The organism is Ruegeria halocynthiae (assembly GCF_000743705.1).
GTDB classification, from domain to species: domain Bacteria; phylum Pseudomonadota; class Alphaproteobacteria; order Rhodobacterales; family Rhodobacteraceae; genus Ruegeria; species Ruegeria halocynthiae_B.
In genome coordinates, this window is record NZ_JQEZ01000002.1 from 608,996 (window position 1) to 631,951 (window position 22,956).

General features: G+C 58.4%; 25 protein-coding genes. 13 read left to right on the plus strand and 12 right to left on the minus strand.

Annotated features, from left to right (window positions below; all coding sequences use genetic code 11):
• Window position 1: 1 nt before the first annotated feature.
• Genes JT51_RS09360 through JT51_RS09390 form a run of 7 tightly spaced genes read right to left on the minus strand, consistent with a single transcriptional unit; the run spans window position 2 to window position 5,423 of the window.
• Window positions 2–901 (minus strand): lysophospholipid acyltransferase family protein, encoded by a 900-nt coding sequence (locus tag JT51_RS09360; RefSeq protein WP_037311057.1) that lies wholly within the window; start codon window positions 899–901, stop codon window positions 2–4.
• A 38-nt stretch (window positions 902–939) separates the two neighbouring features.
• Entirely contained in the window at window positions 940–1,209 is a 270-nt protein-coding gene (locus JT51_RS09365; RefSeq protein WP_037311060.1) for an HPr family phosphocarrier protein, read from the minus strand.
• Window positions 1,210–1,211: 2 nt separating this feature from the next.
• Window positions 1,212–1,619 carry a PTS sugar transporter subunit IIA gene (locus JT51_RS09370; protein WP_037311063.1) on the minus strand — a complete coding sequence of 136 codons (408 nt, stop codon included), beginning with the start codon at window positions 1,617–1,619 and terminating at the stop codon, window positions 1,212–1,214.
• Window positions 1,616–2,497, minus strand: coding sequence for an RNase adapter RapZ (gene rapZ, locus JT51_RS09375; RefSeq protein WP_051927468.1), 882 nt, complete (start codon window positions 2,495–2,497; stop codon window positions 1,616–1,618). The genes JT51_RS09370 and rapZ overlap by 4 nt, the downstream gene beginning before the upstream one ends.
• Window positions 2,494–2,964 carry an HPr kinase/phosphorylase gene (locus tag JT51_RS09380; RefSeq protein ID WP_051927469.1) on the minus strand — a complete coding sequence of 157 codons (471 nt, stop codon included), beginning with the start codon at window positions 2,962–2,964 and terminating at the stop codon, window positions 2,494–2,496. The genes rapZ and JT51_RS09380 overlap by 4 nt, the downstream gene beginning before the upstream one ends.
• Before the next feature lie 3 nt (window positions 2,965–2,967).
• Window positions 2,968–4,686 (minus strand): sensor histidine kinase, encoded by a 1,719-nt coding sequence (locus tag JT51_RS09385; protein WP_037311068.1) that lies wholly within the window; start codon window positions 4,684–4,686, stop codon window positions 2,968–2,970.
• Window positions 4,687–4,718: 32 nt separating this feature from the next.
• Complete coding sequence (locus JT51_RS09390; protein ID WP_037311071.1) at window positions 4,719–5,423, minus strand: response regulator transcription factor; 705 nt, start codon at window positions 5,421–5,423, stop codon at window positions 4,719–4,721.
• Window positions 5,424–5,771: 348 nt separating this feature from the next.
• Between JT51_RS09390 and JT51_RS09395 the strand changes: the two genes are divergently transcribed.
• From JT51_RS09395 to JT51_RS09405, 3 genes are all read left to right on the plus strand, one after another.
• A complete protein-coding gene (locus JT51_RS09395; RefSeq protein WP_037311074.1) occupies window positions 5,772–7,370 on the plus strand; it encodes a phosphoenolpyruvate carboxykinase in 1,599 nt (532 codons plus the stop codon).
• A gap of 364 nt (window positions 7,371–7,734) precedes the next feature.
• On the plus strand, window positions 7,735–8,025 hold the full coding sequence (locus tag JT51_RS09400) for a hypothetical protein (RefSeq protein WP_037311077.1): 291 nt from the start codon (window positions 7,735–7,737) through the stop codon (window positions 8,023–8,025).
• A gap of 33 nt (window positions 8,026–8,058) precedes the next feature.
• Entirely contained in the window at window positions 8,059–8,601 is a 543-nt protein-coding gene (locus JT51_RS09405; RefSeq protein WP_235216142.1) for a hypothetical protein, read from the plus strand.
• Here the strand turns inward: JT51_RS09405 and JT51_RS09410 are convergent.
• On the minus strand, window positions 8,598–9,362 hold the full coding sequence (locus JT51_RS09410) for a sulfite exporter TauE/SafE family protein (RefSeq protein WP_037311082.1): 765 nt from the start codon (window positions 9,360–9,362) through the stop codon (window positions 8,598–8,600). The genes JT51_RS09405 and JT51_RS09410 overlap by 4 nt on opposite strands.
• Before the next feature lie 144 nt (window positions 9,363–9,506).
• Between JT51_RS09410 and JT51_RS09415 the strand changes: the two genes are divergently transcribed.
• The 3 genes from JT51_RS09415 (at window position 9,507) to JT51_RS09425 (ending at window position 12,398) form a co-directional block, all read left to right on the plus strand.
• Window positions 9,507–11,198, plus strand: coding sequence for an acyl-CoA dehydrogenase family protein (locus tag JT51_RS09415; protein ID WP_037311085.1), 1,692 nt, complete (start codon window positions 9,507–9,509; stop codon window positions 11,196–11,198).
• Window positions 11,199–11,399: 201 nt separating this feature from the next.
• Complete coding sequence (locus JT51_RS09420) at window positions 11,400–11,954, plus strand: hypothetical protein (protein ID WP_037311087.1); 555 nt, start codon at window positions 11,400–11,402, stop codon at window positions 11,952–11,954.
• 51 nt (window positions 11,955–12,005) lie between these two features.
• Window positions 12,006–12,398, plus strand: a complete 393-nt coding sequence (locus JT51_RS09425; protein ID WP_037311090.1) for an META domain-containing protein — start codon at window positions 12,006–12,008, stop codon at window positions 12,396–12,398.
• Here JT51_RS09425 and recO read toward each other — a convergent pair.
• Together recO and JT51_RS09435 are read right to left on the minus strand one after the other, a co-directional pair.
• Window positions 12,382–13,107 carry a DNA repair protein RecO gene (recO, locus tag JT51_RS09430; RefSeq protein WP_037311093.1) on the minus strand — a complete coding sequence of 242 codons (726 nt, stop codon included), beginning with the start codon at window positions 13,105–13,107 and terminating at the stop codon, window positions 12,382–12,384. The genes JT51_RS09425 and recO overlap by 17 nt on opposite strands.
• Window positions 13,108–13,337: 230 nt before the next feature.
• Window positions 13,338–14,249 carry a LysR family transcriptional regulator gene (locus JT51_RS09435; RefSeq protein ID WP_037312053.1) on the minus strand — a complete coding sequence of 304 codons (912 nt, stop codon included), beginning with the start codon at window positions 14,247–14,249 and terminating at the stop codon, window positions 13,338–13,340.
• A 107-nt stretch (window positions 14,250–14,356) separates the two neighbouring features.
• Here JT51_RS09435 and JT51_RS09440 point away from each other — a divergent pair, with 107 nt between their 5' ends.
• The 6 genes from JT51_RS09440 to JT51_RS09465 all read left to right on the plus strand — a co-directional run bounded on the left by JT51_RS09440 (window position 14,357) and on the right by JT51_RS09465 (window position 19,935).
• Window positions 14,357–15,133, plus strand: a complete 777-nt coding sequence (locus tag JT51_RS09440) for a CmcJ/NvfI family oxidoreductase (RefSeq protein ID WP_037312056.1) — start codon at window positions 14,357–14,359, stop codon at window positions 15,131–15,133.
• Between the two features lie 13 nt (window positions 15,134–15,146).
• Complete coding sequence (locus JT51_RS09445) at window positions 15,147–16,112, plus strand: LLM class oxidoreductase (RefSeq protein WP_037311096.1); 966 nt, start codon at window positions 15,147–15,149, stop codon at window positions 16,110–16,112.
• A gap of 12 nt (window positions 16,113–16,124) precedes the next feature.
• The gene (locus JT51_RS09450; protein ID WP_037311100.1) at window positions 16,125–16,913 is read left to right on the plus strand and encodes an SDR family NAD(P)-dependent oxidoreductase; all 789 of its coding nucleotides are present in this window, start codon (window positions 16,125–16,127) and stop codon (window positions 16,911–16,913) included.
• Window positions 16,914–17,005: 92 nt separating this feature from the next.
• A complete protein-coding gene (locus tag JT51_RS09455) occupies window positions 17,006–17,851 on the plus strand; it encodes an enoyl-CoA hydratase/isomerase family protein (RefSeq protein WP_037311103.1) in 846 nt (281 codons plus the stop codon).
• Window positions 17,852–17,912: 61 nt separating this feature from the next.
• A complete protein-coding gene (locus JT51_RS09460; protein ID WP_037311106.1) occupies window positions 17,913–18,899 on the plus strand; it encodes a zinc-dependent alcohol dehydrogenase family protein in 987 nt (328 codons plus the stop codon).
• A gap of 349 nt (window positions 18,900–19,248) precedes the next feature.
• On the plus strand, window positions 19,249–19,935 hold the full coding sequence (locus JT51_RS09465; protein WP_037311109.1) for a hypothetical protein: 687 nt from the start codon (window positions 19,249–19,251) through the stop codon (window positions 19,933–19,935).
• 136 nt (window positions 19,936–20,071) lie between these two features.
• Here JT51_RS09465 and JT51_RS09470 read toward each other — a convergent pair whose 3' ends face one another.
• Together JT51_RS09470 and era are read right to left on the minus strand one after the other, a co-directional pair.
• Entirely contained in the window at window positions 20,072–20,401 is a 330-nt protein-coding gene (locus JT51_RS09470; RefSeq protein ID WP_037311112.1) for a DUF1491 family protein, read from the minus strand.
• 55 nt (window positions 20,402–20,456) lie between these two features.
• Window positions 20,457–21,365, minus strand: a complete 909-nt coding sequence (gene era / locus JT51_RS09475) for a GTPase Era (RefSeq protein ID WP_037311115.1) — start codon at window positions 21,363–21,365, stop codon at window positions 20,457–20,459.
• Between the two features lie 159 nt (window positions 21,366–21,524).
• Here era and JT51_RS09480 point away from each other — a divergent pair, with 159 nt between their 5' ends.
• Window positions 21,525–22,925 carry a multicopper oxidase family protein gene (locus JT51_RS09480; RefSeq protein ID WP_037312058.1) on the plus strand — a complete coding sequence of 467 codons (1,401 nt, stop codon included), beginning with the start codon at window positions 21,525–21,527 and terminating at the stop codon, window positions 22,923–22,925.
• Window positions 22,926–22,956 lie beyond the last annotated feature (31 nt).

Consider the following 22,956-nt stretch of genomic DNA (forward strand, 5'->3'; position numbering starts at 1 on the left):
GTCAGGATTTCTGGGACGGACCCAAAGCAAGTGTGCGCTTTCTGAGCCATGCCATGAAACCGCGTGGGTCACGCTCCAAAAGCTGCATATCCTCGTCCGAAACAGGTTCACCGATAACCGGTGATTGGGGTTTGTTGCACGAGCGGACAATTTCATGCAGCAAAAGCCCCTGCCGCAGGATCGGCGACAGTTTGTTGGCGATCTGATAAGCGCGCGAGTTTCGGCCCGGGAAAAAGATCGGAACAACCTGTGCCCCCGATCGACGGATCATTTTCGCGGTAAAGACATTCCACTCACGTTCCTGCGCCGGACCGAACCAATCATCGGATGACATCACAACGCCGGACGGAAACAGGGCAACAACACCGCCGTTTTTCAGATGATCCATCGCATTGCCGCGCATTTCCAGCATCTTGGTCTGCGCTTCGGGGTCATGCGGGAATGGTACCGGGATCATGAAGGATGTCGCCGCTTCATCAAGACCGGTCAGAACCGAGCGCGTCAGGATACGGTAGTCATTGCGCACCTGCCCGATCAGTTCGGCCAGTATCATACCATCGACCATTCCATGAGGGTGGTTCGCCACCACAACAACCGGGCCTGTTTTCGGAATGCGCGCCATCTGTTCCTGCGGGGTGGTCAGCTTGATGCCCATGACCTCAAGCGCGCCGCCCCAGAACCGTTGACCGCGATAATATTCGTTCTTCTTCTCGAACTTGTTGACCATACGCAAAATGGTCAGCTTGCCCGTGCACCATTCGATCGCGCGAATGGCTGTCGAGGTCCAGACGTCATCGAAGGAATTTGCATAGGTCAGCGTTCTACGGTCGTAGATTTCGCCTTCGTCCGCGGCTTTATCTGCCACCTGGCCTGTCTTGGTTTCGTGCGTGGTTTCCGCCAATTCCTGGTTTTCCCGTTCTTCGTATCGCGGCGGATGTGTCAGAAACCTTCGCCGAACTTGTCGTTCACCAGTGTTTCCACAGCATCAGCCAACGCCTCAGCATCCGGCCCGGACGTCTCGACGTCAATAGTCGTTCCGCGTGACGCTGCCAACATCAAAAGGCCCATTATGCTGTCCCCCGACGCAGAAAGCCCGTCCTTGGACACCTCGGCCTGCGCATCGAACCCTTCGACCACCTCGACCAGCTTTGCCGAGGCGCGGGCGTGCAGGCCCTTTTCATTGATAATTTTCAAGCTTCGGTTGGTCATTCTTAATCAGTCCGGTCTTCTTCCAACGTCACATTTTGCGCGTTGATATATTTGCGTCCAGCCTCCATCGCCTGCCGCACCGCATCTCCGATGGGCAGGTGGCGACTTTTAGCCAATTTGATCAACATAGGCAGATTTGCACCGTAAAGGATACGCCGATCCTGCGGTGCGCAGGCGCGCAGGCTCAGATTCGACGGGCTGCCGCCGAACAGGTCCGTCACCACCACAACGCCGCCGCCCATATCCACGCTGTCGGCGGCCGCGCAAATCTCGGCCTGCTTCGCATCGCGGTCATGATCGGCCTCGATCGAGATCGCGGCCAGACCCGGCTGTTTTCCGACCACATGCTGCAGGGCTGCCAGATACTCCTGCGCCAGCCCGCCATGTGCTACGAGTACGATCCCGATCAATCCGGCCTCACATTCAACGATCGACGTTCCATTTCGCGGTGTCTAATTGCCACTTGCTGCCCCTCCTCCGCAAGGGCTTTTGCAACCGCCTCGGCCATGGCCACCGATCTGTGTTGCCCCCCGGTGCAGCCAAATGCCACCGAAAGATGGGCCTTACCCTCGGCACGGAAGGCCGGCAACAACAGGGTCAACAGATCGACCACCCGGTCAAAAAACGGTGCATAATTCTTATCGGACTGAACATAGCGCGCCACACCCAGGTTTCGACCATCTTCTGCCCGCAGTTCCGGGCACCAATACGGGTTGGTCAAAAAGCGGCAATCGAACACCATGTCCAGACCGCGCGGCAGGCCACGTTTGTACGAAAACGATTCAATCGACACGGCCAGATGACGCCCACCCTGCGGCGCGAACCACCGCTCGACCTCTTCGCGCAGTTGGTGGACGTTCAGCGGGCTGGTTTCAATCAGGGTGTCAGCAATCTCGCGGATTGGGGCCAGAAGTTCTTTTTCCTGCCGTACCCCGGTCTCGGGGCTGGCATCCATCGCGACCGGGTGCCGCCTGCGGGTTTCCGAGAACCGCCGCAGCAGCACCTCGTCACTGCAATCCAGATAGAGCGTGGTCACTTCGACATGCTCCATGCGGCGCAAGCGGGCGACCAGTTCGATAAAACCGATGGTCGAAAAATCGCGGTTGCGGGCGTCAATGCCCAGCGCCATGGGGCGATCGCTTTCGGCACCGTCCAGCAGGCGCAGCAGCAACCCCATCGGCAGATTGTCGATGGCTTCAAAGCCCAAATCCTCGAGAACGCGAATCGCGGTCGAACGGCCCGCCCCTGAGGGGCCTGTTACAAGAACGATGCGCCGCTGCGTTGTCATGTGTTGGGCCATTGCGGGTTCACACGTCCCATTTTCAGAAGCTGCATGAGTGCTGCCGGTAAATTGGGTGTGCCGGCGGCCAGAAGCAAGGGAACGGTTTGCCTCAGGACCTGTGCATGGCTGGGCTCGGGCAGGCGCGACGGGTCTTCCTGATCCAGATCCACCACAAGGCTGACCAGCGTCGGCCCAGCCGCTTGTGCGCGTAAAATTCCGATACCGCGCGCCTCGATCAACCCGCCAAGGTTCGGGGCCGCATCGGCCACCGCACGCCCATCGACCATGCGCAACACAACCCTGTCATCCGCAACCAAAGCCGCGCCATTCCCCATCATCTGCAAAGCCAACGCCGATTTGCCCGCGCCCGAGCGCCCGACGATCAGCGCACCCTGCCCCGCGACGGCGACGCAGGTGGCGTGAATGATGGCAGTCTCCAGATTGTGTGTGTCTAAGAGCGTCCCACCACACATGTCTTAAACCGGAAGGCCAACGACAAAGCGCGCGCCCAAGGGGTCAGAAGTGATATCTGCCGCCGTAGGGCGAATGTTCTCGGCCCAGATAACGCCCCCGTGGGCTTCGACGATCTGTTTGGAAATCGCCAACCCAAGCCCGGAATTGTTTCCGAAATGCTCTTCCGGGCGTTGTGAATAAAACCGCGTGAACACTTTGGTCAACGCCTGTTCGGGGATACCGGGGCCGGTATCCTCGACCACGATCAGAACCCGGTTTTCCCGCCGTCGCACCCAGACCCGGATGGCATCGCTTTCCTCGCAAAACGAGATCGCGTTGGTGACCAGGTTGACAAAGACTTGAGCCAGCCGTGCCTCCAACCCGTTCACGACAACCGGCTGAGAGGGCAGATCCGAAATATAGTCGATCCCCTTTGCGCGGGCCTCTTCGCCAAGGTGCTGACCGATATTGCCGATCAGTTTCAGCAGGTCAAAGGGTTGCTCTTCTTCCTTGACCAGTTCCGCATCCAGACGGGACGCGTTCGAGATATCGCTGACCAGGCGGTCCAGACGGCGCACGTCATGTTCGATCACGCCCATCAGCTTTTCGCGCTGATCATCGCGTTTGACCATACGCAGGGTTCCCACCGCCGATTGCAGACTGGCCAGCGGGTTCTTGATTTCATGCGCAACATCTGCCGCGAATTGTTCGTTGGCGTCGATGCGATTGTAAAGTGCGGTCACCATGCTCCGCAAAGCACTGCTGAGGCGGCCGATCTCATCCGGGCGCGCGCTGAGATCGGGGATGCGGATACGACCGGGATTAACCCCGGCCCCGCGGTCCTTGCCCATCTCAGCCGCAGCAGCCAGATCCGCCAGCGGGTTGGCAATCGTTGACGCCAGAACAAGGCTAAGCCCGATCGACACCAACAGGGCGACAACGAACATTTGCAGGATACGTTCCTGCTGTTGCCGGGCTAGGGCGTCGATCTCACCCGGAGGACCCGCCATGGCAACGGCGCCCACGGGTACACCAGACAACTGAATCGGTGCGGCAGCGACGATGACAGTCTGCCCGGCATCATCCTTGACCGCCTGAACCTGCATCTGCCCATCCAGTGCCTGCGGGATAATTTCCTGAACACGCTGCGCCAGGGTCGGCGCCTCCTCAGGTTCGCCCCAAGAAAAAATCTTGGAGATTCCAGTCCAGACCGCGTTCAGCGAGTCACTAATCAGTGTGCTGCCAGTCTGCATCTCGGCTTCGGATCTCAGCAAAACCGGGGGTTGCGATAACGTCGAGGCCCCCCGGGTCCAGCCGATCAGCGTACCACCTGCGTCATAAACAAAGACCTCACCCGCTTCGGGAAGGCTGAGACCCGCAAGCGTGCCCTTCACATCCAGCGCGCCGGTATTCTGCGCAGAGCCGGATGTTTTCTGGCGCAATTGGGCCTCGAACACATTGCTGACAAGCTGCGCATCCCCGATCAGGTTGCGCGCGGTCTGCTGCACCTGATCTTTTCGGGAATCGTCCAGATACAACAATCCGGTGACGAGGATCACAAGCGCGATCAGGTTGAAGGTAATGATCTTTCTGGCAAGGGGCGAACCGCGCAAGGAAAACAGATTGCGCTGCGCACGCGATGCGCGCAGACCGGCCACGTCGGCATCCTGCGGGATGACCCAGTCATCCCCCAGAACGACATCTCCGTCCCGCATATCGCTGGCTTGTTCAGTATCGCGCACGAGACCCAGTTACCCCTTGAAAGCGGCCGTCCTTACTCTTCGTTGTACCTGTACCCAATGCCGTACAGTGTTTCGATGGCCGAAAACTCTGAATCTGCGGCGCGCATCTTTTTGCGCAGACGCTTGATGTGGCTGTCGATGGTACGGTCGTCCACATAAACCTGATCATCATAGGCAACATCCATCAGCTGATCCCGGCTTTTGACGAATCCCGGACGCTGCGCCAGGGCCTGCAGCAACAAGAACTCGGTCACCGTCAGCGAGACATCCGACCCTTTCCAACTGACTGCATGGCGCAGCGGGTCCATCCGCAGCTCGCCCCGCTCCATAACCTTGGTGTCACCGGTGGTGGCGTTCGTCACCTCGCCGTTGGTCGCCTCTTGCCGGCGCAGCAGCGCGCGGATGCGTTCGACCAGCAAACGCTGCGAAAACGGTTTCTTGACGTAATCGTCCGCACCCATGCGCAGGCCCAGAACCTCGTCTATCTCATCGTCCTTCGAGGTCAGAAAGATGACCGGCATCTGGGTTTTCTGTCGCAGACGCTGCAACAGATCCATGCCATCCATACGCGGCATCTTGATATCCAGCACCGCCATGTCCGGTAATTTCTTGTTGAACGCATCCAGGGCGGCTTGCCCGTCATTATAAGTTTCGACCTCGAAGCCTTCGGCTTCCAGGGTCATGGAAACAGACGTCAGAATGTTTCTGTCGTCATCCACCAGTGCAATCTTTGACATCGGGTTAACCCCTATTCCTGCTCACTCATGCAATATTTCGCTTATTAGTATGGCTTTTTTGGCGTTTTTAAGACCGCGAATCAATCCGTATCTGCGAATCGTGCGATTGTTGTCACACAGCTGCGGCAAAAAAGCCGTTAATGCGCACAGAAAAGCGCCCTGATTTCCGGCAGGAAATTCTTGGTGGCGCTAAACCTGGGCTTGGTTGCGCTAACTGCGCCAAACCGTCCTGTTCATGCCCTAAATGACCGTGATAAGACCCGGCTGTCCGCCGGATTCATCCCGGCATAATGCCCCAAGAGCGCAGCTGGCCCAACTGCCATCGCGCCGCCACAGGAGAAGACACACATGACATCTGGACGGGTTAACCCGCAATTCCGCCTCGAAGATCAGGGCATCGAGGGTCTGGGCAATGTCTATTACAACTTCATGGAACCGGCGCTGATCGAAGAGGCTCTCAAGCGGGGCGAAGGTACGCTTGGCAAAGGCGGTGCCTTTCTGGTCACAACTGGCAAATTCACCGGCCGGTCGCCCAAGGACAAGCACGTCGTCAAAACTGACAGCGTCACCGATACAATCTGGTGGGAAAACAACGCCGCGATGACCCCCGAAGGGTTCGATGCGCTCTATGAAGATATGCTGGCGCATATGAAGGGCCGCGACTACTTTGTGCAGGATCTCGTGGGCGGCGCCGACCCGGCCTATTCGATCAATGTCCGCATGGTCACCGAATTGGCCTGGCACAACCTGTTCATCCGCCACCTGCTGCGTCGTCCGGACCGTGAAGACCTGGATGAGTTCGCCGCAGATTTCACCGTCATCAACTGCCCCAGCTTTCAGGCCGACCCGAAAAAGCATGGCTGCAACAGCGAGACCGTGATTGCGCTGAACTTCGACCGTAAGCTGATCCTGATCGGCGGCACTGAATACGCAGGCGAGAACAAGAAATCCGTGTTCACCCTGCTGAACTATATGCTGCCTGAAAAAGGCGTGATGCCGATGCACTGTTCGGCCAACCACGCCGTTGGCAATGCCGTCGACACCGCCGTGTTCTTTGGCCTGTCCGGCACCGGCAAAACCACCCTGTCCGCCGACCCTTCGCGCACCCTGATCGGGGACGACGAACATGGCTGGTCGGACCGCGGCACCTTCAATTTCGAAGGCGGCTGCTATGCCAAGACGATCAACCTGAACGCCGAGGCCGAGCCGGAAATTTATGCGACCACAAGCAAGTTCGGCACCGTGATTGAAAACATGGTCTTCGATCCCGAAACCAAGGAACTGGATTTCGAAGACGACTCGCTGACCGCGAACATGCGCTGCGCCTACCCGCTTGAATACATCTCGAACGCGTCCAGCAGCGCAATGGGCGGGCACCCCAAGAACATCATCATGCTGACCTGTGATGCGTTCGGCGTGCTGCCTCCGATCGCACGGCTGACCCCGGCGCAAGCGATGTATCACTTCCTGTCGGGCTTCACCTCGAAGGTGGCCGGGACCGAGCGCGGCGTCACCGAACCCCAGCCGACCTTCTCGACCTGTTTCGGCGCGCCGTTCATGCCGCGCCGCCCCGAAGTCTATGGCAACCTGCTGCGAGACAAGATCGCCCAGCACGGCGCGACCTGCTGGCTGGTGAACACCGGTTGGACCGGTGGTGCCTATGGCGTTGGCAGCCGGATGCCGATCCGCGCCACCCGCGCCCTGCTGACCGCAGCACTGGAGGGTTCGCTGCGCGATGCCGAGTTCCGCAAGGACGCGAACTTCGGCTTTGACGTTCCGGTCGCTGTACCCGGCGTTGCCGAGGTCCTGCTGGACCCGCGCCGCACCTGGGATGATCAGGCGGCCTTCGACAAGCAGGCCGAGAAACTGGTGCAGATGTTTGCTGCAAACTTTGAGCAGTACCTGCCCTTCATCGACGACGACATTAAAGCCGTCGCAATCGGTTAAACGACTTTAAGGGGGCGACATCGCCCCCTTTTCCCTGAGGTGTCTCACCTCAGCGCTTTCCCCCTAAAGTTGTAATTCGTAACATGCACAGACAAATGCGTTGCCCGAATTGCCCGGTTCGGGTATCTCATCGTGTCATTATGATGAAAAAGCCCGGCGCAAAAGCACCGGGCCAAACTTGAAAAGACCTTTGGGTAGCTCGCACGCACACTCACATTCGCGAATTGAGCAACCTAATCAGATAACTAGTGTATTCTAAAGGGGGTGAGTGTCAATATGAGACATACCGAGAAACACTCGGATCAGTATGTCCATATCTGTCGCGGCACCGCGACAGGCGACACTGAGGAGAACGGGTAGCAATATGACAGAAATCTCGAAATTGACCGAACTGCGCAAACTGATGCAGAGCATGGAACGGACATTGGGGCTGGAGCAGCTCTCTCCGGTTGAACGCGATATTTATTACGCAGCCGAAGAATTGTCCAAAGCCGACCAGGAAGTTCGCACTTTCGGTCTGATCGAACACACGCTTGTTCAAAGTGTTTCGCGCCCGACGTTTTTCCGCGCGCTGAAATCTTTGGTGCAAAAGGGATATATGTCCCAGAGCGGAAGCGCTAACCGAGGCCGGTATATCGTTCATGCACCCAGATGACGCCTGCAACCTACGCAATGGTGGCTGATCATCGTGCGCAGGTGGGCTTCTGACACTCTCTTTGCCTCTTTGGCCTATGTAGTTGCATCGTTCCTGACATTCGAGGTTCTGATGCCGCTGCAAAATGTGTTTTTTCCGGAATATCCAAGCCGGGCCAGCCTGTTGTTTCTGCCGCACGGGGTGCGGGTTCTGTCGGCATGGCTGTTGGGGTGGCGGGCGATTTTCGCGCTGTTACCAGGGGTGTTTCTGGTCTTTGCCTTTCTGGGCGGTGCAGACGTTTTCCTGCCAAGTCGTTTGCTGGCGATGGCCATTGCCGTCACGACCGTCCCTGCCGTGTTCTACCTGTGCAAATGGCTAGGCTGGGATCTGTTTCCCCACCCGGATCGCAAACCCTGCTGGTCCTGCGTCATGGGGGTTGGGATCATCACATCTTTTCTTGTGTCCGCTCTGACAAACATGGCATTCGGCAGCGCCAGGGTTGAATATATCGCCTTTCTGATCGGGGATATCTCGGGCCTGTTTTTCCTGATGTTGGGGCTGTATTTCACGCTTCGCGTTATGGATCGTCAAGGTTAACCAACCAGACCGCGTCGCAGCAAGTTCAGCCCCGCTATCAGCAGGACCAACAAGGTGACTTTGCGGAAAAGCACCTGATCAATCCGGGACTGCAATTGATACCCGATCCACATCCCCGCCAGCGCCGGTGCAATCAGAACCACCGAAAACGGCGCGGTTTCAGCCCGCAGGATGCCGGACCCCAAGTGTGCCAGCAACAAGGCCACCGCCCCCAACCCATAGATCACCCCCTGCACGCGCATCTGTACGGCCTTCGGCGTGTTCAGAGCCGTCAGGTAAGCCACCGTCGGAGGCCCCCAGATACCCGACATCCCCCCAACAAAACCCGCAATCGCGCCAATGAACGCTTCGATGCGCACCGACGGTGCGTTCAGGGTAAGCTGCGCACCCAACACCTGAATCAAGGCAAAGAATGAAACCGGGATGCCGATCATCAGCAAAAAGGTCGACGCAGGCACAAGGCTGACCACTTGCGCACCCATCAAAAGGAACACCAATCCGACAATCAGGAATGTGCGAAACTGCCGGATTGACGACACAGCCGCTGGCACCCCCTCGCGCAGGGCCTGAATCCCGTTCGTCACCAACGTCGGCAGGATCAGCCCCGCAATCGCCAGATCAGGCGGCAGGAACATGCTGAGGCCTGAAACCAGAACCATGGGCATGGCAAAACCAACCATGCCCTTGACGCAACCCGCGATAAAGGCAACGCCAAAGGCCAACAGCAACTCTTGCGGAGTCAGAATAGAAAACAACACCATACGCCCGTGATAACACTCTTGACGGGCGCTGCACCGCAAAATCGCACAAGCAACTTTAGAACATTATCGCCGCGTAATTCGTATTTTTGTTGCGCTGCATGTGCAGCATGATATGACCGGGCGACCCAGAAAAGGACGTGATTCATGGCCCATGACGGACAGGATATGACCCAGATGACAACCTCCGCGATTTTGCCCGATCTTTTGACACTGACCCGCGCGGCGGTACCTGCCGTTGAAACAGTTTTCGAGCGCGCGCGCGAGTCTGTCCGGGCAATGGTCACTGCGGATGGCCGTGTATCGGGTGCGCTGATCGAAGCCAACCAGACTGCGGCGCATGGGCTTGCATGGCTGGCGACATACAACCAGTCCCTTCAGCAGATGCAACGCTGGGCCGAAGCCCTTGAGGCCGACGGCAAGTTCGGTGAAATCGAACAGCTGCTGCACCAGATCGCCTTTGGCGAGTATCTGCATCAAGTCGCAGGCGGTATTCCGATGAACCAGGGTGAGGTCGTGCGCCTGCAGGATATGGGCCTTGGCTGGGATGCCCTGTCGGGCTTCCAATCCTCCGAAGTGCAGACGCTGATGGCGCAGGCCAACTCTCAGGCCGCGCGCACACGTCTGGTCGCCCTGATGGAAGATCAGGCCGGTGCGACCATGTTCGGCGCCTCCGGTCTGGACGAAGAACTTGAAATGATCCGCGATCAGTTCCGCCGCTATGCGCAGGAAAAGGTCGAACCAAACGCACACGACTGGCACCTCAAGGACGAGCTGATCCCGATCGAGATTATCGAGGAGCTGGCCGAGATGGGTGTCTTTGGCCTGACCATCCCCGAGGAATTCGGCGGCTTTGGCCTGTCCAAGGCGTCCATGTGCGTGGTGTCCGAAGAACTGTCGCGCGGCTACATCGGTGTCGGCTCATTGGGCACCCGTTCCGAGATCGCGGCCGAACTGATCATCGCCGGTGGCACGGACGAGCAGAAAGCCAACTGGCTGCCGAAACTGGCCAGCGCCGAGATCCTGCCCACCGCTGTCTTTACCGAGCCCAACACTGGTTCGGACCTGGGCAGCCTGCGCACCCGCGCGGTCAAGGACGAAAACGGCGACTACACGGTCACCGGCAACAAGACATGGATCACCCACGCGGCACGGACCCACGTGATGACACTGCTGGCGCGGACCAATCCCGACACCACGGACCATCGCGGTCTGTCGATGTTCCTAGCCGAAAAGACCCCCGGCACCGATGAGAACCCCTTCCCCACCCCCGGCATGACCGGTGGCGAGATCGAAGTGCTGGGCTATCGCGGAATGAAGGAATACGAACTGGGCTTTGACGGCTTCAAAGTCAAAGGCGAGAACCTGCTGGGCGGCGAAGAAGGCAAAGGTTTCAAACAGCTGATGGAGACCTTCGAAAGCGCGCGTATTCAGACGGCGGCCCGCGCCATCGGCGTGGCCCAAAGCGCGCTGGATATCGCCATGCAATACGCGCAGGATCGCAAGCAGTTCGGCAAGTCGCTGATCAACTTCCCCCGCGTGTCGGGCAAACTGGCGATGATGGCGGTCGAGATCATGATCGCGCGGCAGTTGACTTATTTCTCGGCCTGGGAAAAAGACCACGGTCAGCGCTGTGACCTTGAGGCCGGAATGGCGAAGCTGCTGGGCGCGCGCGTGGCCTGGGCAGCGGCGGACAACGGTCTGCAAATTCACGGCGGCAACGGTTTTGCGTTGGAATATAAAATCAGCCGCGTCCTGTGTGATGCGCGCATTCTGAATATTTTCGAAGGGGCCGCCGAAATTCAGGCACAGGTCATTGCTCGGCGTTTGCTGGGCTGATCAATTCGGCACCCCTGTTTCCCCAACTGACCCGGTCCCCGTGCCGGGTCTTTTTCTGTTTTGGATCGGTTTCGTCGAAGTTTTGAACACTTCCGGCGCAGCGATCAGTCGTGATCCGCCCACGCGGAAACTTCTGCTTTGAATTCATTCGGAAACCCGGCTAAAGCAGCCTGCGCCCCGACACTAAATTTGGCACCCGAAATGACCAGACGATTATTTGCACTTTGGGCGACCCTCGCCGCCCTCGCCCTTGGCGGCTGCGCCACCACACAGCCCACCGCCAGCCAAAGCGACATCGACAATCTGGCGCAGGCCATCCAATCCCTTGACCCCAAAGTCGACCCGACCGAGGCGCAAGAGGCCGCCACTATCGCCTATACCTATTCCCAGCAACTGGCGCAGGAATGGCGGGTCACCGACCCGGCCATCATCCACAACGCCAAGGTCATCAACGGCTTTCGTGAACGGGGCCTGTGCAATGACTGGGCCCAGGCCATGACCACGCGCCTGCGGCAGGAAAACTTCCGCACGCTTGACCTGCATTGGGCCACGTCTCCACCAACTGAGCTTCGGATCATCCACCACTCGGCCCTGATCAGCGCCAAGGGCGATTCGATGTATGACGGGATCATCCTTGATCCATGGCGCAACAGCGGCGCGCTGGTCTGGGCTCCCACCCTCGAAGACACACGGTACAACTGGCGCCCTCGTTTGGAAGTGCGTGAGGAATTGCTCAGCGGCAAGCTGCCCTACTGACACGGCTTAACGGCGGTTTCGCTGGAATCCACGATGCGCTAAGACCATCACATGATACGCCTGATCCTGACCTTGCCCCTGTTGGCCCTGTTTCAATGCGACAAAGACGAATCCGTTGCCGCCTATGGGGCGTCAACGCAGGTTTGGGCGCTGCAAGAGATCGACGGTCAGTCATTCGAGGCCAGCGCCCAGCTGCGTTTTGCCCAAAAGGGCAGGATCGAAGGCAACGCCCCCTGCAACAGCTATAGCGGCACGCTGAACGCGCCCTATCCGTGGTTCGAGGTCACCAACCTGACAGCCACCCGCGCCGCCTGTGCCGGGCTCGAGGCCGAAGGGTTCTATTTCGCGGCCCTCATGACCATGACCCAATCCGAGGTATCGGGTGATGTGCTGATCCTGCGCAACGAGGACGGGCACGAGATGCTGTTCAAAGCCGCCGAGTGAACTGATCGACAAACCGCGCCCGTGCCTCGGGCAACGGATTGTGACCCAGCGACGGGGCCAGGTGGTGATCCAGAAAATAACCGGTGGTTCGCAAACCCTGAAGGATTTCCGCATCCGGCGCGGCCCCTTCACCGCGCAAACAGGGCGGCAGCGGTAACAGCTTGTCCGCCCATTCCCCCGCGCCCTGGGCGCTGACCGCGCGGCCGGTTTTGGGCGAGACATAGATCAGCCCCGCTGACGCCCCCGTCACCGCACAAGCCGACAGGTCAAGGCCAAAGCCCAGTTCCTCAAGCAGTGCCAGTTCCCACCGCAGATAAGCCAGTGGCCAAATCTCATCTTGCCCCAGCAGATCCATCAGTTGTTCGGTCTGCCTGTAGATCGCCGGATGCGGTTCCCGTTCAGGCAGGCAAAAAGACAGCAACGCCACGGATGCGTTCAACCCCGCCAGCGCCAACCGCCCCGAAAACGCCGCCGCCGCGCGCGACCGCAGGGGTTCGACCTGAAACGTCCCGATATGCTCCTCCAGCCGCGCCCGCCAGAGCACATCCAACTGCGCACCGGGTTGCAGAATCGGGGCGATCTTGCGGCTGGTCCCGCCGCGCACGACCCCGGCATGGCGGCCGTGGCCTTCGGTGAAGACTTCGATAATGGCCGCCGCCTCGCCATGGCGACGTGTGGTCAAAAGGATGCCGTGATCGCGCCAGTCCATGTGGGGCCTGTTAGTGGTTGGATCAATTTTCGGCCAGAAGATCGTGCCGATTGGCATTCTGCAAGCGTTAAACGTGGGGCGACACATCAATCGGTTGACTTAAAGGGGCTACGCAATGGCCGGGATGCGGACGAACCCGACCTTTGCGATTGGACAAGGCATGTCCGCTCAACGCCTGTCTCCGACCTTGGCGTCCGGATGTCTGAATGCGAGCTTGATCGATTTTGCGCTCAGGTTTCCCAAGGTGGCTTTGCACCAATCTCCGCGATCAGAAAGTCCATGAACACTCGAACTTTGGGAGATAACACGTTCGACTTGGGATAGATCAGCCACAAGACGTTGTCTTCGGCGGCCTCAAAGTTCGGTAAAATACGGGTCAATCGCCCTGCCTTCAGGTGATCCTGCACGCTCCATAGGGCGTTCAAGGAAATCCCGGCCCCGGCCAGCGTGGCGCGGACCTGACTTTGGCCGTCGTCGATAATCAATTGACCCTTGGCCGATGCGGGATCGAAAACGGCTTTTTCGCCCTCCAATCCTGTCAGCGAGCGCGGTTGGCGGTTTTGGAAAGCGATCAGGTGGTGGTCCGTCAAATCGGCAGGTGTTTCGGGTGTGCCGTAGGTCTCAAGATAACGCGGCGCGGCACAAAGAATACGGTGATCATCAGCCAGTTTGCGGCCTTTCAGGCTGGTGTCGACAAGTGGTGCGTTCCTGAGCGCCAGGTCGTAGCTTCCTTCGATCAGGTCGAACTGCACATCCGACAGGCGCAGATCGAGTGTGAGGTCGGGGTGCTGTTGTAGAAATTTCGGCAGGATCGGTGCAATGTAGAGCTGTGCAAAGCTGCTTGGTGCAGCGAAGCGCAACGTGCCCTTGATCGTTGTCGTCTGCTTGCCCAAGGCCGCAAGCGCTGCCTCTTCCTGTGCGATGATCTCGCGGGCGAAAGGCAGGAAATCGGCTCCTTCAATCGACAGCGACACTTTGCGCGTCGTGCGGTGCAAAAGCTCGGAACCCAAGGCCTGCTCCAGTTTGGCAAGTTTTGCGCTCGAAACGGCTGGAGCCATACCCAACGCGCGCCCCGCAGCGCTGATGTTCAACATTTCCGCCGCACTGACAAACAGCCGGAGCGCGTCTGTATCAAGGCTTATTATATCCAATACCCGAATTATCAATCCATTATTGCGCTGTTTATCTGCAAATGGATCGAGGTTAAATGCCTTTCATCGACGCAACAGAACTCGGGCAGGAGGTGCAAATGACACGGACGGCCACAGTCAACTACCATGTTCACAAGCCCCACCGACAAGCCTTTGAACTTGATGCAGGAGGCATCGCAGGTAACCTGATTTCCCCCGAACTGGCCCCGAGATCCGTTGAGCTTACAGACAACCGGATGGCGGCCATGTCAGTCGCATTCGCGTCTGACGCGGTAGAATTCACTTCGCTGACAACGCAGGTCCGGGACTTTTCAGGTGACAGCTGGAAACAGGCATATGATGCAGAGCTGACGGCGATGCTTCTGGAAAAGTTGGGTGCGCACGAGGTTGTGGTTTTTGATCACACTGTTCGGGTGGACGATCCCGATGCGACGCGCAAACCCGCACGCAATGTCCATAGTGACTACAGCAAGGACGGGGCCGAGCAGCGCCTTGTCGATCTGTTGGGGGTCCAGACGGCGGCTGAATGGGCGCAGGGTCACTATGCCTTTGTCAATGTGTGGCGTCCGGTGGAGCATCCGATCAATTCAGCACCCCTTGGGTTTGTCCGCCCGTCATCCGTTGATCCGGCCGATTGGCTTCTGCTGGATCTGATCTATTCTGACCGCAAAGGACAAATCTTGGGGTTGGCGGCAAACCCGAACCATGAGTGGGTTTACCAGTCCAAGATGACGCCGGGCGAAGTGGTAGTTTTCAACATCTACGACAATCAGGGGCTGCCGTCGATTGCACATAGTGCGCTCGATATGGTCGAGGGTCCAAACGTGACCACCCCTCGCAAAAGCATCGAGAGCCGCACTTTAGTGCGTTATTGAAGGGGTGTAGAAAATGTTCGACAAAATACAGTCGACTGAGTTTGCCCAGATCAACGTGGCCTATAACCGGGTGTTTCGTCCGGGGCGGCTGAGCGTTGGTCTTGTGTTGCCGCTGGAGGCTTACGCGGTCGGCGCAGAGCCCTCCCTGCGGGGTCATCTGGATGCGGCTCGGAAAGCTGAAGACTTTGGGTTTGCAGCCCTCTGGCTGCGCGACGTGCCCTTCAATGTTCCAAGCTTTGGGGATCCAGGACAGGTTTTTGATCCATTTGTCTATCTGGGTGCGCTGGCAACGGTAACGGACCGGATCGCGCTTGGAACGTCGAGTGTCATCCTTCCCTTGCGCCACCCCGCCCATGTGGCCAAGACGGCGGCAACGGCGGACGTGCTCTCGGGCGGGCGGCTACTGTTGGGCGTTGCCTCGGGTGATCGGCCTGAGGAGTACCCGGCGATGAACCAGAGCTATGATGACCGCGGGGCCCGTTTCCGCGACAGCATGGACTACATCCGCGCGGTCGGTTCGGACTATCCTACGCATGAAGGCGCGCAGGGCATATTGTCTGGCGGGATTGACCTGTTACCAAAGCCGCATGGCACGCGCCTGCCGATGCTCATCACCGGCGGCAGCCAGCAAACGCCCGATTGGGTGGCGCAGAATGGGGATGGTTGGATGACCTATCCGCGCAGCGCGGCAGCTCAGGGGCGGGTCATCGTGGATTACCGCAGGCGAGTGAAGGCGGCGGGCCAGCCCGAAAAGCCTGTCATGCAATCGCTTTATGTTGATATCGTTGCTGATCCCGCCGCACCTCCGCGCCCGATCCACCTTGGGTTTCAGTCCGGCGTCGACTTCCTACGCGGCTATCTGCGCGAGATTGAAACGCTCGGCGTCAATCACGTGGCCCTGAATCTCAGGTTCAATCAAGCCCCCATCGATACAACCCTCGAACATCTGGCGGACACTGTGCTGCCTGACTTTTGCTAAAGGATCAGACCAATGACAAAGACCATTCTCATTACAGGTTCAACCGACGGCATTGGCTTGTTGACGGCAAAGAAACTGGCCGCGGATGGGCACCAAGTGCTGTTGCATGGACGCAGTGTAACCAAATTGGAGCGCGCGGCCGCCGAGGTCGGCGGCAACGTCGAAACCTATGCCGCTGAATTGAGCGATCTGTCCGCGGTTCGAAAACTGGCCGAAAACATACGCGCAAAACATGACCAACTGGATGTGTTGATCAACAACGCTGGTGTGCTGAAAGCCCCACAAACCGTGCTCGAGAACGGGCAGGACATCCGCTTTGTCGTGAACACGCTCGCACCCTATCTGCTGACCGAATTGCTGCTGCCGATCATGCCCACGGATGGGCGCGTCGTAAACCTATCGTCAGCGGCGCAGGCCCCGGTCAACATCCGGGCCATGCAGGGCAACATCCCGCTGGCGGATATGGATGCCTATGCGCAAAGCAAGCTGGCGATCACCATCTGGACCCGGGAATGGGCCAAAGCGCTAACCGATGCGCCGATGATGGTCGCTGTAAATCCCGGATCGCTACTTGCCTCGAAGATGGTGCAAGAAGGCTTTGGCGTCTCAGGAAACGACATGAACATCGGCGCGGATATCCTGATTGATGCGGCCTTAGGTGAGCGGTTCGCTGATGCGTCCGGCGCCTATTTCGACAATGACAGCGGGGCTTTCGCTGATCCGCATGCCGCAGCGCTCGACAAAGACCACGCCACCAATGTCATGACCACTATCAGAACCTTGATCAACCAGACCGGCTGACCCAAGCGGTGCGGTCGCGCCATACACATCCACCTTTACCTCCTACCACCCCCTCGCGCGTGTCGCGTCGAGGCCCAAGAAAGGACTGCCTGATGAAATACAAGAACTTTCAAACCTTTGACGTAGCCGTTGAAAACGGCATCGCCACCGTGACATTCAACTTCGGCTCTGTGAACGTTCAAGGCCAGGAAATGCTGGCCGATCTCAACAGTCTGGCTATGCGGTTAGAGCGAGATCGCGTCACCAAGGTCGTGATCTTTCAGTCTGCCAACCCGGAAATCTGGGTCTGCCACTACGACACTGACTTGCTCAAGGACATGTCGACCGAGGCGATATCCCGGCAGGACGCACAGCTTCTCGACCTGCAATCGGTTTGCGAGCGGATCAGCAAAGTGCCGCAAGCCACCATCGCAAAGCTGGAAGGGTTTGCACGCGGCGGCGGGCACGAATTGGCGTTGGCGCTCGACATGCGCTTTGCCGCGCGGGGCAAGTACAAGTTCATGCAGATGGAGGTCGGCATGGGAATACTGCCCTGCGGCGGCGGTGCCTCGCGCATGGCGCGTCAGACCGGTCTTGGCAAAGCGCTTGAGATCATTCTGAGCGCGCAAGACTATGACGCGGATGACGCCGAACGTCTGGGCACCATCAACAAGGCGCTAGAGCCGGACGTGATTGGCCCGTATGTGACCGCGCTGGCCGAACGGATCGCCCAGTTCCCGGCAGATGCGATCAATGCCTGCAAGCAGATGGTCTATGAATCCATCGACAAACCCATTGATGAGGCACTGAAGGCCGAAGCCTATTGGCTCTATCAGGCCACCAGCAAAACCCCGGCCGTCAAACGGTTCGCCATCGCGGATGAACAGGGTTTGGAACACGACATCGAAAACCAGCGCAAGTGGAGCGAACTGGTGATGCAGGTTCAGGACATCAACTGACCCCCAAGGAAAGGTCACGTCAGCGCGTCCGCTTGCGTGACATCAGAAAAGGAATATCCCAATGAAAGCAACGGTTCTGAATACATATGGACCAGACGCGCCGTTCGAGCTTGCAGAAATGCCCGACCCGGTCGCAACACCCGGGCATGTGGTGGTCAAGGTCGCCGCCGTCAGCGTCAATACCGTCGACACTATGATCCGAAGCATGGGCGCAGACCTACCGCTATCCCCCGCCTTGCCTGCCGTTTTGGGCATGGACTTTGCTGGCACAGTTGTCGCTTTGGGTGACGGTGTGACAGATTTCGCGGTGGGCGATGAAGTCTATGGCTGCGCCGGTGGTTTGATGGACCTGCCCGGTTCGCTGGCAGAGTACATCAACGCAGACGCGCGCCTGATTGCTCACAAACCCAAAACGCTGAGCATGCGCGAAGCCGCAGCGCTACCCCTCGTCGGCATCACCGCCTACGAAGGGCTGACCCGTGCCGGTGTCGACGAGGGGCAGACCGTACTGGTTCAGGGCGGCGCTGGTGGCGTTGGCCACGTCGCCGTGCAAATCGCCCGCCATCTTGGCGCGACGGTCTCCGCAACAGGTCGCGGTGCCAACCAGATGTCTCTGATCGAGGGGCTGGGCGCGCGATCCTTGGATTTCACAACGCAAAAGGTCGAAGACTATGTGGCCGAGCACACGGGTGGTACAGGCTTCGATGTGGTGTTTGACAGTGTCGGCGGGTCGAACATGACGAACTCTTTCAACGCGGCGAAGCTGAATGGCCATGTCACCTCGACAGTAGCGATGGTCGAGATCGATTTGACACCTGCGCATTTCAAAGGTCTGTCTCTGCATGTCGTTTTCATGCTGATCCCGATGATGCACAATGTCGGACGGCAGAGCCATGGTGACATCCTCAGGACACTGGCAGATCTGGCGGATGACGGCGCGCTTAAACCGATTGTTTACGAACAGACGTTCGGGCGGGCCGATGTCGAGGCAGCCTATGCCCAGCTTACGAATGGATCTGCGGTCGGAAAAGTCGTAGTGGAGTTGTGATAATTTTCGGCTGAGATTGGTGCGCGTAAAATGACCTTGCGCACCAACTCAGTTTGAGCTGCAACGATGTCGACTATCAGTGCTTAGCTGACCTTCGAGCAAATTGCAGCACCGGTAACTCTGGGCTCAGAGCGGTCATCTGACATATTCAGTAGGACATTGACCGGGTTCCAACGGCCCCAAAGCCTGCTGTGCGGACGGAGCAGCCGTTCGACGCCAGTGTTCGAACGACAGCTTCGCAGCAGTACTACCAAATCAAACTCTTGCCGCTTGCTGCTCAAAAATACGCTAGCGTGATTGTCGACTGCGAAGAAAGAGGTGATAGTTAGTCGAGACTAGGGAGGGTTTGATGACGTTAAATCTGATTGATTGGGGGAAAAGGGCCATTTCGCTTCTTCCTGATATGACAGAAGACGATGATCTCTATGATTTCACCGCAAAAATGTTTCCGGAGATTACAAAAGCCGTTGAGTTTTCGGAACTTTCTATCCGACGCGGCATACACGAATATATGGATACTTTACGCGTTGATTACCTTCAAATATCTGCCACGAAAGACACCTATCAAGTGCTCGGACTTGCGATTTTGGCCGCTGCCTTTCAAGCAGAGGACGTTTGGATCACTTTAACGAACGAAAAGACAGATTTTAAGTTTCTGTCGATTTCCGGCTCTGACATGGCAAGTTGTGGCGGGGTACGTGGCAGAGTGGCCCTGAAGGAATGGAGCTATACGCCGCGCGAGCGAACACGACACCCATTTTTCGCCGATAAGCTGGCTGAGTATCCGGCATTTTGCCTCGAATGCAGTGATGAAGATGCTCCGCTACCTGACGTATGGGACTCCCGTGATACGGTTGTGGGGTTTGGAAGGCTTGAGCCGTCCCTAGAACTTGCGGGAGTGCTGCTGGACATGGCGAGGCCAAGTAACTCCCGGAACGAATTCGTGCTTGAGGGTCCCGCTGGCTTCCAAGGCGTTGACGCGCTTAGCGCCGAGGTAAGGTTTTGGCTACCCGGTGCAGCTGGATATGATCTCTGATGGATTGCTCAGGAACAACAAGCCCATAAGTCCTGTACAATTTTCTCGTCTAATTGGTCTTCATTCTCAAGAGCCGCCATTCGCTGTCTTGCAGAAGTTTGTCATTTTGGGCTCAAAGTTGACAATCGTTGAGCGGCTACTCTAACCCCTCTTCGCCCAAAAGATGCCGCCCTTGCCGGTCTTCGACCTCTAACACCCAGAGGTCGGGGTCAAAGCTGCGCTGGCGTTGGATGGCCTCGTCTACGTCCAGTTCCAAACCGCTGGACAGCTCGACCCATTTGCGGTCACCGCTCATCAGATCAAAACTGCGTTGGAACGCCACCGCCTGACCGTCCAGTGTATTCAGCTTGACCAGAACAGCACCGGCTGTGTCGTCGCCGTGAGACACGACAAAAGCCGGAATTTCCTGAAACCGCAGCCGCGCCAGATAAGCATGAACCCAGAATTCCGCTGTCAGACGACCCATCGCGCCGCCCTTTCCATTGGGCGTAAGAATTTTCGACGAAAATTCTTATCCTGCGTCATGCGTTGCCGTCTTTGAAATCCAGACCCATTTCCGAATAGCGCTCCGATTCCTCCAGCCAGTTGGGCCGGACTTTCACTTGCAGGAACAGGTGAATCTTGCGGTCCAGAAACTCTTCCAACTCAGCCCGCGCCGCCTGGCTGACGGCCTTGATCGTCTCACCCTTCTTGCCCAGAACGATACCTTTGTGGCCGTCGCGCATGACATAGATGATCTGATCGATTTTGGCCGAGCCGTCCTTGCGTTCTTCCCAGTTTTCGGTTTCGACCGTCAGCTGATAGGGCAGTTCCTGATGCAAGCGCAGCGTCAGTTTCTCGCGCGTCATTTCGGCCGCGATCATGCGCAGGGGCAGATCGGCGATCTGATCTTCAGGATACAGCCAGGGGCTTTCGGGCAGTTTGCCCGCAAGCCACTTGCGCAGGTCTTCGACGCCATAGCCCTTTTCAGCCGAGATCATGAAGGTTTCGGCAAATTGGTAACGCGTGTTCAGTTTGCTGGTCAGCGCCAGCAGAACCTCGGACTGCACCTTGTCGATCTTGTTGATCGCCAGCGCGACGGTACGGCCCTGCCCGATCTCATCCAGACCTTCCAGGATGCGTTCGACCCCTTCGGTAATGCCGCGATGCGCCTCGACCATCAGGACAACGACATCCGCATCGGCGGCCCCACCCCAAGCGGCGGCGACCATGGCGCGGTCCAGGCGGCGGCGGGGTTTGAACAGGCCGGGTGTGTCGACAAAGACCAGTTGCGCGTCACCCTCCATCGCCACGCCGCGGATGCGGGTGCGGGTGGTTTGCACCTTATGCGTCACGATCGAGACTTTGGCCCCGACCATACGGTTCAAAAGGGTGGATTTGCCTGCGTTGGGCTCTCCGATCAGGGCGATAAATCCGGCGCGTGTGGTCATGTGTCCTGCGATCCTGTTTGCAAGTGCGCACCCCTATAGCAGAAAGACCCCGCGGGCCAGAGGGATTTGTCGCATTGCAGCCATGCGATTGCGGTGGCAGGACTGAAAGCGCGCCACGCCAAATCCAGCCAGGCGATCAGTATTGCAATGAGGCAGGACATGAACCGTCGTGAGTTTCTTTTGGGCAGCGCCGCCGCCACCGGCGCGGCAGGGTTGGGTGGTTACAGCATGGCAGCCAACCCGCAGGAACTGGTCATCCAACCGGCCCGTTTCGCCTTGCGCGATCAGGTAACGACCGGAATGGTCAGCCTGTCACCAGACGCGCCGCCGCCGGTTTTGTACGGCAGGCAGGGCGAAATCATGCGCCTGCCGGTGCGCAATACCCTGCCCGAGTATACCGCGATGCACTGGCACGGGCTGCGCATTCCCAATGAGATGGACGGGGTGCCTTATCTGACCCAGATGCCAATCGGGTCGGACGAGGTATTTGGATACACGTTCACCCCCCCGGACGCGGGCACATATTGGTATCACCCCCATTGCATGACGATGGAACAGATGGCCCATGGCCTGACCGGCGTGATGGTGATTGCCGAAGCCGAAGACCCCGGCTTCGACGGCGAACAGGTGATCAACCTGCGCGATTTCCGACTGGATGATGAGGATCAGTTTCTGCCCGCCTATACCCAACGTGGCGCGGCACGGGCGGGCACCTTCGGCAATGTTCAGACCGCCAACTGGCTGGACGCGCCGATTTATGATCACACCGCAGGCGGGCTGGTGCGGCTGCGGGTGGTGAACTCGGACACGACCCGTATTTACAAGTTGCATCTGCAAGGGGCCGAGGCCCGGATCATCGCATGGGACGGCCATCCGGTAGAAATTGACCTCGCCATGCCCAGCGCAGATGCACCGCTGCTGGTGGGGCCGGGTCAGCGGGTGGATTTTGCCGTTGCCATGCCGGGGGTGGAAGGGCAGACCGTTGATCTGATGGCGAAACTGCCCGGTCAGCCACATCGCGCCATGGCGCAGTTGCGGGCCACAGGCACATCATCGGCACGCGATCTGCGCGAGCTGCGCCCGCTGGCCCCGAACCCGGTGGCCAAACCCGATCTGGCCAATGCCGAGTTGCACGAATTTGTCTTTGGCTGGACACCCGAGGGGGGTGAACCTATCAACGGCTTCTGCGGCTCGCTGGGGTATAATTTCTGGTCGATCAACCGCAAACCCTGGCCCGGAGATGCCGCGCAGGGGCTTGGGCCGCTGGCGACGCTGGAAATGGGCAAAAGCTATGTTCTGCGGTTGCGCAATGAATCCCCGAACCTGCATCCGATCCACCTGCACGGGCTGGCCTTTGTGCCGCTGAAATCGAACCAGCGTACTTTACCGCCTCTGATGACCGATACGATGCTGCTGTTGAAGGATGAGGTGGTCGAGATCGCTCTGGTCGCGGACAATCCCGGCGACTGGGCCTTTCATTGCCACGTGATCGAGCATCAAAAGACCGGGCTGACCGGGTTTATCCGGGTGGTTAGAGGGGGTAAGCGAACCGTCCTGTAAAACAGGACAGGTCGCAGGTGTTGGCGTATGT

Excerpts from the sequence above, each read along its gene's own strand:
- JT51_RS09460 (WP_037311106.1), top strand. The coding sequence starts at position 17,913 with ATGAAAGCAACGGTTCTGAATACATATGGACCAGACGCGCCGTTCGAG.
- JT51_RS09445 (WP_037311096.1), top strand. The coding sequence starts at position 15,147 with ATGTTCGACAAAATACAGTCGACTGAGTTTGCCCAGATCAACGTGGCC.
- JT51_RS09470 (WP_037311112.1), bottom strand. The coding sequence starts at position 20,401 with ATGGGTCGTCTGACAGCGGAATTCTGGGTTCATGCTTATCTGGCGCGG.
- JT51_RS09390 (WP_037311071.1), bottom strand. The coding sequence starts at position 5,423 with ATGTCAAAGATTGCACTGGTGGATGACGACAGAAACATTCTGACGTCT.
- JT51_RS09455 (WP_037311103.1), top strand. The coding sequence starts at position 17,006 with ATGAAATACAAGAACTTTCAAACCTTTGACGTAGCCGTTGAAAACGGC.
- JT51_RS09425 (WP_037311090.1), top strand. The coding sequence starts at position 12,006 with ATGATACGCCTGATCCTGACCTTGCCCCTGTTGGCCCTGTTTCAATGC.
- JT51_RS09450 (WP_037311100.1), top strand. The coding sequence starts at position 16,125 with ATGACAAAGACCATTCTCATTACAGGTTCAACCGACGGCATTGGCTTG.
- JT51_RS09395 (WP_037311074.1), top strand. The coding sequence starts at position 5,772 with ATGACATCTGGACGGGTTAACCCGCAATTCCGCCTCGAAGATCAGGGC.
- JT51_RS09440 (WP_037312056.1), top strand. The coding sequence starts at position 14,357 with ATGACACGGACGGCCACAGTCAACTACCATGTTCACAAGCCCCACCGA.
- JT51_RS09415 (WP_037311085.1), top strand. The coding sequence starts at position 9,507 with ATGGCCCATGACGGACAGGATATGACCCAGATGACAACCTCCGCGATT.
- JT51_RS09420 (WP_037311087.1), top strand. The coding sequence starts at position 11,400 with ATGACCAGACGATTATTTGCACTTTGGGCGACCCTCGCCGCCCTCGCC.
- JT51_RS09380 (WP_051927469.1), bottom strand. The coding sequence starts at position 2,964 with ATGTGTGGTGGGACGCTCTTAGACACACACAATCTGGAGACTGCCATC.
- JT51_RS09480 (WP_037312058.1), top strand. The coding sequence starts at position 21,525 with ATGAACCGTCGTGAGTTTCTTTTGGGCAGCGCCGCCGCCACCGGCGCG.
- rapZ (WP_051927468.1), bottom strand. The coding sequence starts at position 2,497 with ATGACAACGCAGCGGCGCATCGTTCTTGTAACAGGCCCCTCAGGGGCG.
- JT51_RS09465 (WP_037311109.1), top strand. The coding sequence starts at position 19,249 with ATGACGTTAAATCTGATTGATTGGGGGAAAAGGGCCATTTCGCTTCTT.
- JT51_RS09365 (WP_037311060.1), bottom strand. The coding sequence starts at position 1,209 with ATGACCAACCGAAGCTTGAAAATTATCAATGAAAAGGGCCTGCACGCC.
- JT51_RS09400 (WP_037311077.1), top strand. The coding sequence starts at position 7,735 with ATGACAGAAATCTCGAAATTGACCGAACTGCGCAAACTGATGCAGAGC.
- recO (WP_037311093.1), bottom strand. The coding sequence starts at position 13,107 with ATGGACTGGCGCGATCACGGCATCCTTTTGACCACACGTCGCCATGGC.
- JT51_RS09410 (WP_037311082.1), bottom strand. The coding sequence starts at position 9,362 with ATGGTGTTGTTTTCTATTCTGACTCCGCAAGAGTTGCTGTTGGCCTTT.
- era (WP_037311115.1), bottom strand. The coding sequence starts at position 21,365 with ATGACCACACGCGCCGGATTTATCGCCCTGATCGGAGAGCCCAACGCA.